11 protein-coding genes are annotated in these 17,557 nt (G+C 65.7%); 6 read left to right on the top strand and 5 right to left on the bottom strand.

The window, feature by feature from the left end; translation table 11 throughout:
- A partial coding sequence (locus ACLFQI_RS04340; RefSeq protein ID WP_410757652.1) for a PAS domain S-box protein occupies positions 1-2,473 on the bottom strand: 2,473 nt, incomplete at its 3' end.
- 108 nt (positions 2,474-2,581) lie between these two features.
- Entirely contained in the window at positions 2,582-3,421 is an 840-nt protein-coding gene (locus ACLFQI_RS04335) for a SirB1 family protein (protein ID WP_410757651.1), read from the bottom strand.
- 211 nt (positions 3,422-3,632) lie between these two features.
- Here ACLFQI_RS04335 and recQ point away from each other — a divergent pair, with 211 nt between their 5' ends.
- Positions 3,633-5,531 (top strand): DNA helicase RecQ, encoded by a 1,899-nt coding sequence (recQ, locus tag ACLFQI_RS04330; protein WP_410757650.1) that lies wholly within the window; start codon positions 3,633-3,635, stop codon positions 5,529-5,531.
- 62 nt (positions 5,532-5,593) lie between these two features.
- Here the strand turns inward: recQ and ACLFQI_RS04325 are convergent, their stop codons facing one another.
- Both ACLFQI_RS04325 and ACLFQI_RS04320 read right to left on the bottom strand, forming a co-directional pair.
- A complete protein-coding gene (locus tag ACLFQI_RS04325; protein ID WP_410757649.1) occupies positions 5,594-6,103 on the bottom strand; it encodes an antitoxin in 510 nt (169 codons plus the stop codon).
- On the bottom strand, positions 6,060-6,458 hold the full coding sequence (locus ACLFQI_RS04320) for a nucleotidyltransferase family protein (protein ID WP_410757648.1): 399 nt from the start codon (positions 6,456-6,458) through the stop codon (positions 6,060-6,062). The genes ACLFQI_RS04325 and ACLFQI_RS04320 overlap by 44 nt, the downstream gene beginning before the upstream one ends.
- Before the next feature lie 306 nt (positions 6,459-6,764).
- Between ACLFQI_RS04320 and ACLFQI_RS04315 the strand changes: the two genes are divergently transcribed.
- On the top strand, positions 6,765-7,325 hold the full coding sequence (locus ACLFQI_RS04315; protein ID WP_410757647.1) for a Uma2 family endonuclease: 561 nt from the start codon (positions 6,765-6,767) through the stop codon (positions 7,323-7,325).
- A gap of 140 nt (positions 7,326-7,465) precedes the next feature.
- Here the strand turns inward: ACLFQI_RS04315 and ACLFQI_RS04310 are convergent, their stop codons facing one another.
- Positions 7,466-8,680: a YbfB/YjiJ family MFS transporter gene (locus ACLFQI_RS04310; RefSeq protein WP_410757646.1), complete on the bottom strand. Its 1,215-nt coding sequence runs from the start codon at positions 8,678-8,680 to the stop codon at positions 7,466-7,468.
- A 298-nt stretch (positions 8,681-8,978) separates the two neighbouring features.
- Here ACLFQI_RS04310 and ACLFQI_RS04305 point away from each other — a divergent pair, with 298 nt between their 5' ends.
- From ACLFQI_RS04305 to ACLFQI_RS04290, 4 genes are read left to right on the top strand one after another with little or no spacing between them, the layout of a single operon-like run.
- On the top strand, positions 8,979-10,274 hold the full coding sequence (locus ACLFQI_RS04305; RefSeq protein WP_410757645.1) for an efflux RND transporter periplasmic adaptor subunit: 1,296 nt from the start codon (positions 8,979-8,981) through the stop codon (positions 10,272-10,274).
- Positions 10,275-10,278: 4 nt separating this feature from the next.
- Entirely contained in the window at positions 10,279-13,353 is a 3,075-nt protein-coding gene (locus ACLFQI_RS04300) for an efflux RND transporter permease subunit (RefSeq protein WP_410757644.1), read from the top strand.
- A gap of 42 nt (positions 13,354-13,395) precedes the next feature.
- Positions 13,396-16,608, top strand: a complete 3,213-nt coding sequence (locus ACLFQI_RS04295; protein ID WP_410757643.1) for an SNF2-related protein — start codon at positions 13,396-13,398, stop codon at positions 16,606-16,608.
- Between the two features lies 1 nt (position 16,609).
- Entirely contained in the window at positions 16,610-17,473 is an 864-nt protein-coding gene (locus ACLFQI_RS04290; protein ID WP_410757642.1) for an SWIM zinc finger family protein, read from the top strand.
- Positions 17,474-17,557 lie beyond the last annotated feature (84 nt).

Below are 17,557 nucleotides of genomic sequence, written 5' to 3'. Positions count from 1 at the left end.
CGGGGACCGCCTGCAAGCGCGCAAACCATCTCGGCATCGGCGCGAGCGCGGAGTCTGGGGCGGAATCTCGCGCGAAATCGGCCGTGGGTGCGGGCGCCGCAGCCTGCTCGGCGGTCAGCGGCGGCAGCCACTTGAGCAAGGTCGCATAGAGTTGCGCGGGCTCCACCGGCTTGGGAATGAAATCGTCCATGCCGGCCTCGATGCAGGCCTGGCGTCCCTCGTCGAAGACATTGGCGGTCATCGCCAAAATCGGCACCCGCGCCCTCTCTGGCAGGGCATGGATCGCGCGCGTGGCGGCGAGACCGTCCATCTCCGGCATCTGCACATCCATCAGGATCAGATCGTAATTCCGCTCCCGCGCCATGGCCAGGGCTTCGCGGCCATTCAGCGCCATGTCCACCGCCATCCCCACGTCCCGCAGCAGTTCCTGCGCCACTTCGCGATTGATGGCATGGTCCTCGGCCAGCAACAAGCGCGCGCCGCCCGGACGCTCCCGCAACCGCGTCGCGGCCCCTGCGTCGGTCGCCAGCGTGGCGACCGGCGCGATCCCGCTGCCAGGTTGCAGCCAAGCGGTGAACCAGAAGGTACTCCCCTGTCCAAGCGTGCTCTCGACCCCCGCCTCGCCGCCCATCAGCCTCGCCAGGCGCCGGGCCAGCGCGAGGCCAAGACCGCTGCCGCCATACCGACGCGAGGTCGAGGCATCCGCCTGTTCAAAGGATTGGAACAACCGCGCGCAGGTCTCGGGGGCGATGCCGATGCCGGTGTCCTCGACCTCGAAGCGGATGTGCAGCGTCTCGCCCCGATCCTCCAGCAGGCGCGTGCGAATGCGAATGCGGCCGGCCTCGGTGAACTTGACAGCATTGCTCGCATAATTGAGCAGGGCCTGGCGCAACCGGGTCGGATCACCGCAGAGCGTGCGCGGCACTTGCCCCAGATCGACGTCGATGGCAAGCCCCTTGGCCTCGGCTGAGGCGCCCACGAACGAGACGACACGATCGACGAGGCTGGACAGATCGAAGTCGATCGCCTCGAGCTGCACCCGGCCGGCCTCGATCTTCGACAGATCCAGGATGTCGTTGATCAACGACAACAGGTGTCTGCCAGCGCTCTCCATCTTATCCAAACGCTCGGCCTGTTCCGCCGTCACGCCCGCCTTGCGCATCAGGTGCGTCAAGCCGAGGATAGCGTTCAGCGGGGTGCGGATCTCGTGGCTCATGTTGGCTAGGAAGGCGCTCTTGGCCTGAGTGGCCTGCTCCATCTGTTTGAGCTTGCTGAGGTCGGTGTCGATGCAGAAAATCTCAGGTTCCTTTCCCGGAACCTGCACCAGGGTGTGGGACGAATACACCAGCATCGATGTGCCGTCCTTGCGCCTCATGGCCATTTCGTCAGCGGGGATCGGCTCGCCGGTTTCAGCCATCTGGCGCATCTCGGCCCGGACCCGGGTGCGCCGGGCGGGCGGGATGATGAGATCAAGCAGATTGCGGCCGAGGGCCTCTTCCTCGGTATAGCCGTAGAAGGTCTCCGAAGCCCGGTTCCAGTAGGTCACCGTGCCGTCCTTGAGATAGCCCTGCACCGCTACCGTGGCCACATTCTTCAGAATCCCATGGAAGCGCCGCTCGCTTGCTCTCAGCGCTTCCTCGGCCTGTTTCTGCTGCGTAATATCGATCACTGAAGCGGTGGTAAACTGGGGTCGCCCGTTGTGATCGACGATCAGCTTGAGATTCATCTTCGAGGGAAACACCGAACCGTCCTTGCGAGCATGCCAGACCTCTTCGGCAACACATCCGCCCTGGGTATTGAGCAGGTCTAATAGCTGCTGCACACGCGGTTGTTGTTCGTCGTTATGCAGGATCGAGAGATCCTGGCCGACAAGCTCTGCGACTGTCCAGCCGTGCATGCGTGCGAATTCTTCATTCACATACCGCAACGTGCAGTCAAGATTTCCAATGGCGATACCAACATTGGCTTGATCGGACATGCTGCGGAAGGCCCGCAATTCGTCCTCTTCTCGTTTGCGTTCAGTGATGATTTCGGTATAAACGATAATCCCTCCAATCGCATTCTCTTCATTGTACCAGGGCCGGCATTCCCATTTCGTCCAGTCAATGCTTCCATCTCGTCTCACAAAACTGTCTTCATCGTTGCTCAGCACCTCGCCTTTCAATGCCCGCTGATGGACGTCCCTCCACTTTTGCGGGATCTCGGTAAAGACATCGTGATGGTGGCGACCGATGACATTCGTCTCGCTGATACCGTAATCGCTCAGGAAGCGCTTGCTGACGTAGATGAAACGGAGATGATGATCGAAGATCGCGATCTCGCTATTGCTGTGTTCGACGACATAACGCATCAAATCACGAGCGTGCTCGATTTGTTTCTCGTTTTCCCGTCGCATGGCAGCCTGTTCGCGATGGCGTCTTCGGCGGTTGGCCTGGGCGCGGCCAGCGTCGCCCCGTCCCAGGGCGCCGGCCATCAGGTTGGCGATCGTTCGCAGCATATCGATCTCTTGTCCTGCTCCAGTCGCTGGCGACGTTTCGGCCCGGGCGTTCGGTCAGGGCGCGACGGACGCGTCCCGCCCGCCTCAGTGCAACCGCATCGGCTGCCCGCCAAGCTCATCGATGATCCGCGTCACAGCGGCGATCTGCTCGGCGTCGTCGGAGACCTCGATGAAGCGGCGCAGATCGCCGAGTGCCGCCGGCGCGTAGTCGAGATCGCGATACAAAAGTCCGCGCTCGCGCAGTTCATCGGGCAGGTTGGGCGCCAGCGTCAGCGAGGCGGTCAGGGCCGCGAGCCGATTGATGCGCTCGCCGCGGTCGCGATAGATGCCGGTCAGATTGCGCAGCATGCGCACCAGGATCTCGCGCTTGGTGGCCGGACGCAGGAGTGCCGGATGGCTTTGAATCCTCAGGGTGCCCTGGCCATAGAGATCGGCCAGGCGCTGATCCAGCTCGGATTCCGGCAGCGCGACGCCGCCGGCATAGACATCCAGCATCAAGGCGGTGTCGCCACGACCGATGCGGACCAGGAAATGCCCCGGAAAGCCGACCCCGTAGGCCGGCAGGCCGAGACGGCCGGCGATCTCGACATAGAGTACCGCGAGCGTGATCGGAATCCCAAGCCGACGGCTCAGCACCTGATCCAGGAAGCTATTGCGCGGATCGTAGAAATCGTCCTGATTGCCGGCGAAACCGTGCTCCTCGAACAAAAAATCGTTCAGTGCCCGCACCTTGTCGAACAGATCGGCCTGTGGAAGCACGCGGTCGCCCGCCGCGCTCGCCAGCCGTTCGAGCGCGGCCAGGGATTCGTCGTTCGCCAACTCCTGTTGGAACAGGCCACTGATCGCCAATGCCCCGGCGGCCAGATCGATCTCGTCATCGGGTTGCCGGGCGAGCTGCGTGAAGGCTTGCTGTGCATGGGTCATCACTTCTCCTCCTGTCGAAAGGCATCATGCGGCATGGCTCGATCTCGGGCTTGCGGGTAGCCTCATCGCGAGCCCGAGGCGATCCGACCAAGGCTATAGAATGCGGTGTTCGGTCAGTCAACGAAACCCCGGCGAGGTCTTGATGTCATCCAACCCAGTGCGCGCTGAACATCGTGATGATGCCAGTTGCGGTCGCCGGCACCACAGCGACGTGGGTCCAGGCGCCCCACCCGCCGCGCTCGAGATCCTCAGCCGCACCTTCGGCTTCGCCCGCTTTATCGGCGCGCAGGAGCAGATCATCGCGCATGTCGCCGGCGGTGGCGATGCGCTGGTGCTGATGCCGACCGGCGGCGGTAAGTCGCTGTGCTATCAGATCCCGGCGCTGCTGCGCGCCGGCACCGGCATCGTCGTCTCGCCGCTGATCGCGCTGATGCAGGATCAGGTCGATGCCCTGCGCCAGCTCGGCCTGCGTGCGGCCTTCCTCAACTCCTCGCTGGATGTCGACCACCAACGCCGCGTCGAGCAGAGGCTGCTCGGCGGCGCGCTGGACCTGCTCTATGTCGCGCCCGAGCGCCTGCTCACCGAGCGCTTCCTGAGCCTGCTCGATCGGTCCGCCATCGCCCTGTTCGCCATCGACGAGGCGCATTGCGTCTCGCAATGGGGCCATGATTTTCGCCCCGAGTATGTCCGCCTCAACATCCTGCACGAGCGCTGGCCGACGATCCCGCGCATCGCGCTCACCGCCACCGCCGACACCCCGACCCGCAACGAGATCGTCGCCCGCCTCCAGCTCGAACAGGCCGAACGCTTCGTCTCCAGTTTCGACCGGCCGAATATCCGCTACCGCATCGTCGAGAAGCAGAGCCCGCGCCAGCAGTTGCTGCGCTTTCTGCGCGAGGAGCACCCGCGCGACGCCGGCATCGTCTATTGCCTGTCGCGCCGGCGGGTCGAGGAAACCGCTGACTTTCTCTGCGCCCAAGGCTTTAACGCCCTACCCTATCACGCCGGGCTCGAGGCCCGGGTCCGCCAAGCCCATCAGGCCGAGTTCCTGCGCGGCGAGGGCGTGATCATCTGCGCCACCATCGCCTTCGGCATGGGCATCGACAAGCCCGATGTGCGCTTCGTCGCGCATCTCGATCTGCCCAAGAGCATCGAGGCCTATTATCAGGAGACCGGCCGCGCCGGCCGCGACGGGCTGCCGGCCGATGCCTGGCTCACCTACGGCCTCAGCGATGTCGCCAGCCTGCGCCGGATCATCGACAGCTCCGAGGCCGAGGAGCGCTTCAAGCAGGTCGAATTGCACAAGCTCAACGCCCTGCTCGGCCTCTGCGAGACCACCCGCTGCCGGCGCCAGGTGCTGCTCGACTACTTCGGCGAGACCGGCAGCCGCGCCTGCGGCAACTGCGACACCTGCCTGACGCCGGTCGAATGCTACGACGGCACCGTCATCGCGCAGAAGGCGTTGTCCTGCATCCACCGCACCGGCGAGCGCTTCGGCGCCAGCTATCTGACCAATGTGCTGCTCGGCAAGGCCGACGCGCGCATGCGTCGCTTCGGCCATGATCGTGTGAGCACCTTCGGCATCGGCACTGAGCTGAACGCCGAGCAATGGCGCTCGGTCTATCGGCAGTTGGTCGCCGCCGGACTCGCCCAGGTCGATATCGAGGGACATGGCGGTCTGCGCCTCAACCGCGCGGCCTGTCGACCGATCTTGCGCGGCGAGCAGCGGCTCGACCTGCGCCGCGATCCGGATCGCAAGCGTGCGCCCGCCGCGCGCCGCGCGTCCGCCGCCGTGCCGACGGATGCCGAGGCCAAGGCGCTCTGGGAGCGTCTACGCAGCCGCCGGCGCGCGCTGGCCGATGCCCAAGGCGTGCCACCCTTCGCCATCTTCCCCGACAGCACCCTGCGCGAGCTGGTCGCCGACCGACCGCGCAACCGCGAGGAACTCGCGCGGATCGGCGGCATCGGCGTCGTCAAGCTCGAGCGCTATGGCGACGCCGTTCTCGCCGAACTGGGCGCGCACGAGGCCGAGCACGGGCGGCCTGCGCATCTGCCACCGCTGCCGGCCGAGAAATTGCGCTCCGAGCGTGAGCGTGAGCGCGATGCCTGAGCAAATCTAAGTTGCAGCGCGACTTCGAAACCACCGCGACGTTAAGACAGGTTTCCCGGCCATTAAGGCGATCTGCCGCGCTCAGCTGATAACTCCGCCAGCACCTCCAGGCGCTCCAAGAAGACCTGGATCTGAGCACGCAGCTCGACGAGCGCCTGCGGGAATCGGCGCGCGACCAATCGCTCACGCTCCCAATCCAGCTCGAAGCCGTAGTTGTTGCGGAAGACATGCCGAAAACCGCGAAAATCGTTCAGCACCTGAAAGAGTGCGTTATCGATCACCGCCGGCCGATAGCCTTCGATCTCCAGCGTCATCCGGCGCAACAGGTCTGCAGGCCAGGAATCGGCGCCGAGATCGTTCTCGAAGAACCGCGCGATGGCCCGAAAGATGTTCTCGCAGCCGTTGTAGAAGCTGTGCAGCAGATAGCCAATCGCGCCGCGATCGTAGTCGGGCACCTCATCCGGCGGGAGCGCCAGCTTGGCCTCGATCTGCTCAAAGCTCTGCTCCAAGCGGGCAAGCTTCTTCAGCTCATCCTCGATCAGCGCACGCAGCAGTTGTGGATTCCGCGCCATAGATCACCACCCCCTGGACTAAGGCCTGTTGAATAATCTGAGGATCATCGGCCTCTGTGATGAGGTCAAGTGGGCGTTCAAAGGCCGCCTCGAGCGCTGCCCGCAAGGCCCAATAGTCCGCGGCAGCCGTCCCCAAGACCAATAGATCAAGATCAGAGTCTCTGTGTGCCTGTCCCTCAGCGACCGAGCCGAACACCAAGGCGCGTTCGGCGCCATAGCGCTCCAGGATCGGACGCGCGCAGACACGCGCTTGCTCCAGTAGGGTCGACGAGCGGGCGCGGGCCGCGCGCGCTTGTTGCGCCTGCCGATCCAGGAATCGATGAAAGTCGAAACCACCGTTCATCCGGGTGTTCACAGTTGCCGTCGTTTCTGTCGCTCATCATGCTTGCAGCGCCGATAGTGTTGTTGACCAGAAGTCTGATCTTGAACGAAACGCGGTCGTCAGCGGATCAAAAATCAGGTCACAGCATCCGGGCTTCGCTCTGCCGCCAGCCTTGCTCGCTACCAAAGGGTTCAACAGTTGTAACATAGGGCAGATGGTACTGCTCATCGTCGGCACAACCTGCTCAGCAACAATCTGCCCCCAACCCAGCGGGCCAACCGAGCTTCCAGTCGAGATGAGTCATGCGCTTCTACAAAGGCCGTCGAACAGGCAACAGCCATGCAACATGCTTACAAGCAAACACGGTATGAACAGCTCGAATCCCTGCCTGAGGGGCTAACCGGAGAGATCCTCAACGGCCAATTGCACGCCCAGCCTCGGCCAGCCGGACCTCACGCGAAAGTAGAAAGCGAACTGACCTACGATCTGGTCGGCAGCTATGGGCGCGGCCGGGGCGGACCCGGCGGCTGGTGGATCATTGTCGAGCCCGAGATCCACTTCATCACCGATGTGGAGGTCACGGTTCCGGACCTCGCGGGTTGGCGCAAGACGCGCATGCCTCACATCCCCGAGGGACATCGCTTCGAGATCGTCCCCGACTGGATCTGCGAGATCCTATCCCCATCGACCGAAAGCAAAGACCGTCACATCAAGATGCCCCTCTACGCCCATTACGGGGTTGCCTCCGCCTGGCTCGTTGATCCCAAACGACGAACCATCGAGGCCTATGGGCTGGAGAGCGGCGAATGGACGTTACGCGCAGAGGCATTCGGGAACGACTGCATCGCGGTCGCTCCCTTCGAGGCGCTGAATCTCGAACTCAGCAACCTCTGGAGCTGACGCCCAAGCTCATTGAGGATGTCCGGAGACGACCCTGATGAGCGCTGGGTGCGAGTGACGCTTTGGCGGACCCAGGCGGCAGGATGAACATCCAGTCGGTCATTGGACCGCCATCTGGATGGCAAGCGGTCAGTCTGTCATCACGCTTGAGCGCCCCTGCCGCTCTCCCGAGTCGCCATCCGCGCCATCGCCACCAGACATAACAAGCCGAGCACCATGATGACCCCGACCATGATGAGCGAGTCATCGAAGGTGCCACGCAGCTCGGCCAGCTCGCCGGCGATCACCGGCGCGATGATCTGCGCGATGCCAAAGCCGACCGTCAGCCGCGCCATGATCTGCGCCGGATGCGCCGGATAGCGCACACCAACCATGGTCAGCACCAGCGAGACGATGCCGATGAAGGTCAGTCCGAACAGCAGCGAGCTGGCAATAGCCGCAGCCAATGAGCCGCTCAGCACCGGCAGCAGGATGCCGACGATCTGCAACAGATAGGCGACCTGCAGCGTGCGCAGATAGCCCCAGCGCCGCGCGATGCGGTCCCAAAGGATCGGCGCCGGCGCGGCCGCCAGCCCCACCAGCAGCCACATCAGCCCGCCCTGCCCGCTCAGCGCCGGCTGCTGCTCGGTGATCAGCACGGTGAAGGTGGCATTGATCGCGTAACCGAAGCCGGCGCAGAGATAGGCCGCCTGCAGCAGCCAGAGCCAGAGCGGGCCAGGCTCGCGGGCGCTCTCACCCGCGCCAGCGCTGAACTGAACCCCCCGATTCGGGCGCGGCAACCAGCCCCAGGCCGGGATCAATAGCAGGCAGCCAACGCCGGTGAGCAGCCACCACTGGCCGCGCCAGTCGGTGTAGGGCGCGGCCAGCTCCACCAGCAGCCCGCCGAGGACGATGCCCAGCCCGAGTCCGCTGAAGTGCAGGCCCAGCTCGCTACGGTGGCCATGGCGGATCAGCCAATTCAGGATCAGCCCCGAGCCAAGCATCAGGCCGCCGGCAGAGCTGATCCCGGCGAGATAGCGGCTCAGGCCCCAGATCCAGGATTCCTCGACCAGCGGCAGCCTCGGCAAAACCTCGGCCAGCGGCATCATCGCCGTGGTGACCACCGCCAACAGCAGACTGAGACGATAGAGCCGATCCTTGCGCATCAGATCCCTCATCTGCGTCACCAGCAGCACGCCGGTGAGATAGCCGAGATAATTCCAGCCCGCCAACCAGCCGGCGAGCGCATCGCCCATGCCGGTCTGCGGCTGCATGTAGGCGAGCATCGGGGTATAGGCGAAGCGCGCCACGCCCATGGTCAGGATCAGCGCGAAGATGCCCGAGGCGAGCACGAACAGGGGACGGGGCGAACGCATGGGCAGAGACTCCAGACAAGAACAACGACACAAGCGGCTGGCGCACGCTCAGCCGTCAACCGCCAGTCGAGACAGGATACCGGCAGGAGGCAACCGCCAGCGGGCGCGCAGAGCGCGATCGATGAGCGATGAACCAGCGCGCAAGATGCACGTCGGCGGCTTCTGTATACTACGGCCGTTTAGCCAAACAATTGTTTGAAACTCGACCGCTGACGCGGCTCATGCTTCCCGATCATCATCATCAATCGCCGGGCGCTCGCCGCCGCCTTGGCCGATCGCAGCCACTGGACGCTTCCTCATGATCTTGCGCTCACTCCTCGTCCTTCTCCTGCTCGCGCTGCTCGGCGGCGGGCTCGCGTTGCTCAAATACCAACAGATCCAAGAGAGCATGGCTCAGTTCTCGCAGCCGCAGCCCGCCTCGACGGTCACCGCGACCCAGGTCGAGTCCAAGCGCTGGCAGCCGCGCTTGCAAGCGATCGGCAATGTGCAGGCGGTCCAGGGCGTGGTCGTCAACAACGAGGTCGCCGGTCAGGTCAAGCGCATCCTGTTCGAGTCGGGCGATCAGGTGACCGCCGGGCAGGCCCTGGTGCAGCTCGATACCGATGTCGACGAGGCCGATCTGGCCGGACTGCGCGCCGCGCTGAATCTGGCCCGTCTGCAGCTCGAACGCAACCGCAAACTGCTGCGCGACCGCGCCGTGTCGCAGGGCGATGTCGATACGCTGGTCGCCGAGGTGGCCAAGGCCGAGGCCCAAGTCCTGGCCAAGGAGGCGCTGATCCGCAAGAAGACCATCCTGGCGCCGTTCGACGGCCAGCTCGGTATTCGCCGCGTCAACCTCGGTCAGTTCCTCGATGCCGGCTCGGCGATCGCCGAGCTCGAGGCGCTCGACCCGGTCTATGTCGACTATGCGCTACCCGAGCGGCGGCTCTCCGAACTCGAGGTCGAGCAACCGATCGCGGTCCGGGTCAAGGCCTATCCGGAGCGGGTCTTCGAGGGACGTATCCAGGCGATCAGCCCGGCGGTGAATCGCGAGACCCGCAACATCCAGGTGCGGGCTCAGTTGCCGAATCCGGACCGCCTGCTGTTGCCAGGCATGTTCGCCAAGGTCGAGACCCTGCTGCCAGCGCGCGAGGGCGTGCTGACGCTGCCGCGCCAGGCCATCACCTTCAACACCTATGGCGATTCGGTGTTCGTGATCGAATCCAGCGACGAGGGACCGGATTCCGGGCCGGACTCGGAACGGGACTCAGCGCAAGACGCCGAGCAGGATTCAGGACTCATCGTGCAACGGCGCCAGGTCAAGACCGGGGCCGTGCGCGAGCAAGAGGTCGAGATCCTCGAAGGCCTCGAAGAGGGCGAACGGGTCGTGCTCGCCGGGCAGGTCAAGCTGCGCAATGGGGCGAGCGTGCGGATCGTCGAGGACGAGGATCAGCTCGCGCCGGAGGAAACCGAAGCGGCCGCGCCAGACGAGGCCCGCGCAACGCCAACCGGCGAGACCGGCGCGGAACCAACGGACGAGGCCAGCACGGTGCCAACCGGCAACGCCCGCGCAACGCCAACCGGCAACCCCGCTGCCGCCAACCGCGAGGCCTGAGCCGATGCGCTTCACCGACCTCTTCGTCCATCGGCCGGTCCTGGCCAGCGTGGTCAGCCTGCTGATCCTGATCCTCGGCCTGCGCGCCCTGGTCGGCCTCGAGATCCGCCAATACCCCGAGACCCAGAACACGGTGGTCACCGTCACCACCGCCTACCCGGGCGCCAGCAGCGAGCTGGTCAAGGGCTTCATCACCACGCCGTTGCAGCAGGCGATCGCCGAGGCCGATGGCATCGACTACCTGACCGCGACCAGCACCCAGGGCGTCTCCACCATCGAGGCCAACATGCGCCTCAACTACGACCCCAATGCCGCGGTCGCCGAGATCCAGGCCAAGGTCGCCAGCCAGCGCAATGTGCTGCCTGAGGCGGCGCAGAATCCGGTCATCGACTCCACCACCGGCGACTCGACGGCGCTGATGTATCTCGCCTTCTACAGCGAGAAGATGGAGCTACCGCAGATCACCGATTATCTGATTCGCGTGGTCCAACCGCAGTTGCAGGCGCTCGAAGGCGTCGCCAAGGCCGAGATCTTCGGCAGCCAGACCTTTGCCATGCGGGTCTGGCTCGACCCGGATCGGATGGCCGCGCTCGGCATCAGCGGCGAGCAGGTCGCGCAGGTGTTGGCGGCCAATAATTATCTCGCCGGCGTCGGCCAGCTCAAGGGCGAGATGGTGCAGATCGACCTCTCGACCACCACCGATGTCGGCGATGTCGACAGCTTCCGCCGCCTGGTGGTGCGGGAGAACGACGGCACCCTGGTGCGCCTGGAAGACATCGCCGAGATCGAACTCGGCGCCGCCAACTACGACTCGGCGACCCTCTACAAGGGCATCCCGGCGATCTTCATCGGCATCGAGCAGACGCCGGGCGCCAATCCGCTCGATGTCGCCCAGCGCGTGCACGATGCGCTGCCCGGTCTGCGGGCGCAGTTCCCGGAAGGACTCGAGGCGCACATCCCCTATGACGCCAGCGAGTTCATCGAGGAGTCGATCGACGAGGTGTTCAAGACCCTCGCCGAGGCGGTGCTGATCGTGCTGTTCGTGATCTTCCTCTCGCTCGGCTCGCTGCGCGCCGCCATCGTGCCCTCGGTGGCGGTGCCGCTGTCGTTGGTCGGCGCCGGCTTTCTGATGCTGCTGGCCGGCTTCTCGATCAACCTGCTGACGCTGCTAGCGATGGTGCTGGCGATCGGCATCGTCGTCGACGACGCCATCATCGTGGTCGAGAACGTGCATCGCCATATCGAGATGGGCAAGACCGGCCTGCAAGCGGCGCTCGAGGCCGCGCGCGAGCTGGCCGGCCCGATCGTCGCCATGACCACGACATTGGTCGCGGTCTATGCGCCGATCGGCTTCATGGGCGGGCTGGTCGGCTCGCTGTTCGTCGAGTTCGCCTTCACGCTTGCTGGCGCGGTGCTGATCTCGGGCGTGGTCGCCCTGACGCTGTCGCCGATGCTCTCGGCGCGGGTGCTGCGCGCGGGCCAGGAGGCGGGCCGCTTCGAGCAGGCGGTGGAAGGCTTCTTCCAGTGGCTCGCGCGCGTCTATGGCAACGCCCTGCATGGCTGGTTGCGCTATCCGGGCGTCACCGTGATCATCGCGGTGGCGGTCATCGCCAGCGTCTATGTCATGTACATCATGACGCAGAAGGAACTAGCGCCGACCGAGGATCAAAGCATCCTGTTCTTCCAGGCGACCGCGCCCGAGACCGCGACCGTCGATTACAACCTGCGTTATATCGACCAGATGCTGGAACGCTTCGAGGCGATCCCGGAATACCAGGAGAGCTTCATCATCGCCGGCTTCGGCGGCAGCCCGACCACCACCTTCGGTGGCTTCAAGATGGCCCAGCCGTCCGAGCGCGAGCGTTCGCAAATGGAGATCCAGCCGGAATTGCAGGGCACCCTGGCCAGTATCCCAGGCTTCCAGACGGTGATCTTCCCGCGCCCCAGCCTGCCATCGCCCGGAGGCGGGGTGCCGGTCGAGTTCGTCATCTTGTCAGACGTCAGCTACGAGGAACTCGACCGTCTCGCCGATGCGTTGGTCGGGCAAGCGATGCAGAGCGGCCAGTTCATGTTCCTGCAGAAGGACGTCAAGTTCGAGCGCCCGCGCACCATCCTCGAGATCGACCGCGACCTGGCCGGCGATCTCGGCATCGACATGCGCCAGCTCGGGCAGTCGCTGGCGGTGATGCTGAACGAGGACTATGTGAATTGGTTCAGCCTCGAAGGCCGCAGCTACAAGGTGATCCCGCAGGTCGGGCGCGCGGCGCGCAACGCGATCGACGGCATCGAGTCGTATTACATCCGCACCGGCGGCGGCGAGCTGGTGCCGCTATCGACCTTGGTCGACATCCGCCAGTCGGTCGAGCCCTCGCAACGCACCCAGTTCCAGCAGCTGAACGCGGTCACCCTCTCCGGCGTGCCGACGCCGGGCGTCACCCTCGGCGATGCCCTCGCCTCGCTGGAGGAACGCGCCAGCGAGCTGTTTCCGCGCAATGTGCGCTGGGACTACAAAGGCGAGTCACGCCAGTTCAAGAGCGAGGGCGGCGCGCTCGAGGCGACCTTCTTCCTCTCGATCCTGGTCATCTATCTGGTGCTGGCGGCGCAGTTCGAGAGCTGGCGCGATCCGTTCGTGATCCTGATGTCGGTGCCGCTGACCATCGCCGGGGCCATGGTATTCCTCTTCCTCGGCTTTTCCAGCCTCAACATCTACACCCAGGTCGGCATGATCACGCTGATCGGGCTGATCGCGAAGAACGGCATCCTCATCGTCGAGTTCGCCAACCTGGTGCGCGAGCGCGATGGACTCGATAAGCGCGAGGCGGTCGAGCAGGCCGCGCGCATCCGCTTGCGCCCGATCCTGATGACCACGGTGGCGATGCTGGTGGCGATGATCCCGCTCCTGCTCGCCAGCGGACCCGGCGCCGTGAGCCGTTTCGACATCGGCCTGGTCATCACCACCGGGCTCGGTATCGGCACCCTGTTCACGCTGTTCGTGGTGCCGGCGATGTATGTGCTGATGGCGTCGCCAACGGTCACGCGCGTCGCTGGCGCGACGGCTGAATCGAATCAGGTATCCTAAGCGGCTGTTGTCCATTGTGTTCGCTAGCCAAGACCTGTCTCGATGGAGATTCTGCACGCCTTCTGGCAACCCGCCCCAGACGACGCCTTCGCCCGGGGCGGCCAGTTCCGGCTCTGGGTCGAAACCGACCGGGCGCCGAACATGCCAGCGAGCCGCCCAGCGAGCCGCCCAGCGAGCCCCAACAAGGCCAAGCCGGCCCAGGGCCAGCCGCCGGCACCCCACCCGTTCGCGTTGCCCAAGGCGCGCTGGCCGGAGCTGCTCGAGACGCTCGGGCTGGCGAGAACGCGCGACGCCGCCGAGCGCCGCTTGCAGGCCTGTCCGGTCTGGCTACCGAGCGGCACGGATCGGCCACTGCCGTCGCCCGAACTGGCCCATCGGCTCGGCGAACCGGCCAGCCTCGGCTCGGCGGAGGCCGACGCGGACGCCGAGGCGATCGGCCGGCGTCCCTGGCAGGTCGAGACCTTTGCCCTCGCGGCGCCGCTGCGCCAATTCCGCGAGCTGCGCTTTCTGACCGATGACACCTTCGGCGACCGCCGCGCCGGCGGCGATCTGCTGTTCTGGCATTGGTTCACGCAACGGCTCAAGCAGCTCTTGCTGCGGGATCAGTATCTGCCCGGGCTGCGCTATCGCCAGCCGCCCAAGCCGCCGCGGCGCAAGACCGCGCCAGCGGCCGAGCTGCACCCGCTCTGGCAATGGGCCGGCCGCGCCTATGAGGCGTTGATCGAGCAGGCGGTGCCCGCGCTGCCGCCGGCCTGTGTCGCCGGCAGCGCGACCCCGCTCGACCCAGCCAGCGTGCTCGAACACTGCGCCGCAGTTCTGCTCGACGAGCTGGTGCGGTCCACGCCGCTGCCGGCCACCTTCAAGAAGCGCATCGACGGCAGCCTGGTGGCGCACGCGCTCGAGACCGAGCCCGGCCAGCAACCGCTGGCGGCGACCGCCGAGCACCTGGCCCTGTACCGCGATTGGCGCCGCTGGCGCCAGGCCATCGACGGCGGCGAGCAGGCGGCGCGCTTCACGCTCGGTTTCCGGCTGCTCGAGCCCGACGCGGCCGACGTGGACCCGGAGGCGCGCGCCTGGACGCTGGAGCTGATCGTCATCCCGCGCGACGACCCCTCGCAGCGCCTGGCGCTGGCCGACTATTGGCAGGGCACGCCCGCCGAGCGCGCGGCGTTTCGCGCGTGGCTCGACGCCGCCGACTTCGAGCGCCATCTGCTGCTCGATCTCGGCCTCGCCGCACGCATCTACACCAAGCTTTGGGACGGCATGGCGACCGCCGAGCCACGGGCGGTGATGCTGAGCCTGAACGAGGCCTTCGACTTCCTCAAGGACTCGGCTTGGGTGTTGGAGCACGCCGGCTACAAGGTGGTGGTGCCGGCCTGGTGGACGCCGAGCGGACGCCGCCGCGCCAAGTTGCGCCTGCGTGGCAGTGGCGCCAGCCCCGCAAGCAGTGGCACCAGCGCCGGCAGCAACCAGTTGGGCCTCAAGCAATTACTGCAATACCGCTATGCGCTCAGCATCGGCGATGAAGAGATCAGCGAGGAGGAATGGCTGGATCTGATCGAGGCCAAGACCCCGCTGGTGCGATTCCGTGGCGAATGGATCGAACTCGATCGCGAGCGCATGCGCGAGATGCTTGCATTCTGGCAGCGCCAAGGCCAGGAGACGGTGGAACTCAGCCTGCCCGAGCTGTTGCAACGGACCGCGCAGGACGATGCCCTGGAGATCGACCGCGACTCGGCGCTCGCCGAGATGCTCGAGCGCCTGCGCGACGACAGCCGCCTGGAGCTGGCCGCGACCCCGGACGGACTCAATGCCACCTTGCGCGACTATCAACGCCGCGGGCTGGCCTGGATCGGCTATCTGGAACAGCTCGGCATGAATGGCTGTCTCGCCGACGACATGGGCCTCGGCAAGACCATGCAGGTGATCGCGCAACTGGTGCGCGAGCGCGCCGGCGCCACCCCGCCCGGCCCGACCCTCCTGGTCGCGCCGACCTCGGTGCTCGGCAACTGGCAGCGCGAGGTGCAGCGCTTCGCGCCCCAGCTCGCCACCCATCTGCATCATGGCCCGGCGCGCGAGCAGGACAAGGCCGCCTTTGCCGAGCAGGCCAAGCAGGTTGCGCTGGTGATCACCTCCTATGCGCTGGCGCGCAAGGATGTCAGCCTGCTGACGAGCGTCGACTGGCATCGGGTGGTGCTCGACGAGGCGCAGAACATCAAGAACCCGAAGGCGGCGCAGACCAAGGCGGTGTGCAAATTGCCGGCGCCGCGCCGGCTGGCGCTGACCGGCACCCCGGTCGAGAATCGGCTCGGCGATCTCTGGTCGCTGTTCCAGTTCCTGCAGCCGGGTTATCTCGGCACCCAGGCGCGCTTTCGCAAGACCTTCGAGCTGCCGGTGCAGCGCGACAAGGACCCGGTGCAGACCTCGATCCTCAAGCAACTGGTGCAGCCGTTCATCCTGCGTCGGGTCAAGACCGACAAGGCCATCATCGACGATCTGCCGGATAAGCTGGAGGCGCCGCAATACTGCCAGCTCAGCCGCGAGCAAGGCGCGCTCTACGAGAGCCTGGTCCTCGATGTCGAGCGCCGGCTCGAACAGGCCGAGGGCGCCGAGCGCAGCGGCCTGATGCTCTCGACGCTGATGAAGCTCAAGCAGATCTGCAACCATCCCGCGCAGTTCCTCCAGGACGGCAGCCCGTTCACGCCCGAGCGCTCGCACAAGGTGCAACGGCTGCACGAGATGCTCGAGGAGACCATGGCCGAGGGCGACAGCGTGCTGCTGTTCACCCAGTTCACCGAGATCGGCGAGCAGCTCGAGCGGCTCGCCCGCCAGCGCTGGCGTCTGAATACCTTCTATCTGCACGGCGGCACCCCGCGGCGCCGGCGCGAGGCGATGATCGCCGAGTTCCAGGACCCGACCAGCGCGCCGTCGCTGTTCATCCTCTCGCTCAAGGCCGGCGGCGTCGGCATCACCCTGACCAAGGCCAACCATGTGTTCCATTTCGATCGCTGGTGGAACCCGGCGGTCGAGGATCAGGCCAGCGACCGCGCCTACCGCATCGGCCAGGAGAAGACCGTGTTCGTGCACAAGTTCATCACCCTGGGCACCCTCGAGGAGCGCATCGATGCGATGATCGAAGAGAAGAAAGCGGTCGCCGGGGCCATCATCGGCAATGACGAATCCTGGCTCACGCAGCTGGACAACGACCGCTTCAAGGCGCTGATCCGGCTCAATCGCGAGGCGGTGGGGGAATGAGATGAGCAGCCATGGCAAGACCTGGTGGGGACAGCACTTCCTCGCGGCGCTGGAGGAGCAGATGGACGCCGGGCGCCTGCAACGGGGCCGCTCCTATGCGGGCCCGAGCCGCATCCTCCGCTTCGAGATCGGCGCCAAGGGACTGGTCAGCGCGACCGTGCGCGGCAACGTCAATCCCTATTTCGGCGTCACCAAGGAGCCGCGCTACGAGGTCGCCTTTCAGCTCAAGCCGATTCCGGCCAAGGCGCGCAAGACCTTGATCGCCGAACTCGGCAGCCGCGCCGATCTGGTCAGCCGCTTGCTGATGAACGAGATGCCCGATGGCATCGACGCGGCCTTCGCGGCCTCCGGCTTCACCCTGTTACCGCACAGCGAGAAGGATTTCCAGCGCGCGGACTGTTCCTGCCCGGATTGGGCGAACCCCTGCAAGCATATCGCCGGCGTCTACTATCGGCTCGCCGATCGGCTCGATCAAGATCCGCTGCTGCTGTTGGAGCTGCGCGGTCTCGCGCGCACCCAGTTGCGGACCGAGCTGGCGCGCACCCCGCTCGGCCAGGCCCTCGCGCCCTTGATGAACGCGGACGAGCAGGCACCGCCGGAGCCGGTCGCCTCGCTCTATCCGCCGCTGCTGGCGCGCACGGGGCCGTCAGCGAACACGGAGGCGGTCGCTGCGCGCGCCTTCTGGCAGGCCCCCGTCCCCCTGCCCGAGGACGAGGCGCAACCCGCCGACGCGGCCAGCGTACCGGCGATGTTGATCAAGAAGGGCGGCGATTTCCCGCCGTTCTGGGATCGCTCGCAATCGTTCATCGCGGTGATGGAGGCGTTCTACCAGCGTGTGAAGACTAAGAATAAGCAACGGCTGTGAGCCCGCGCTCCGCTGAGGCACGGCTGCGACCGACGCCGAGAGTCGATCCCTGCGCTGCCTTGTTCGAGGTTCTGCCCGCCCGCG

The sequence above is a fragment of the Halochromatium sp. genome, from assembly GCF_046541315.1.
GTDB lineage: Bacteria > Pseudomonadota > Gammaproteobacteria > Chromatiales > Chromatiaceae > Lamprobacter.
Note: the sequence above shows the minus strand (reverse complement) of the source record. Positions and strands in the feature narration are given on the sequence as shown.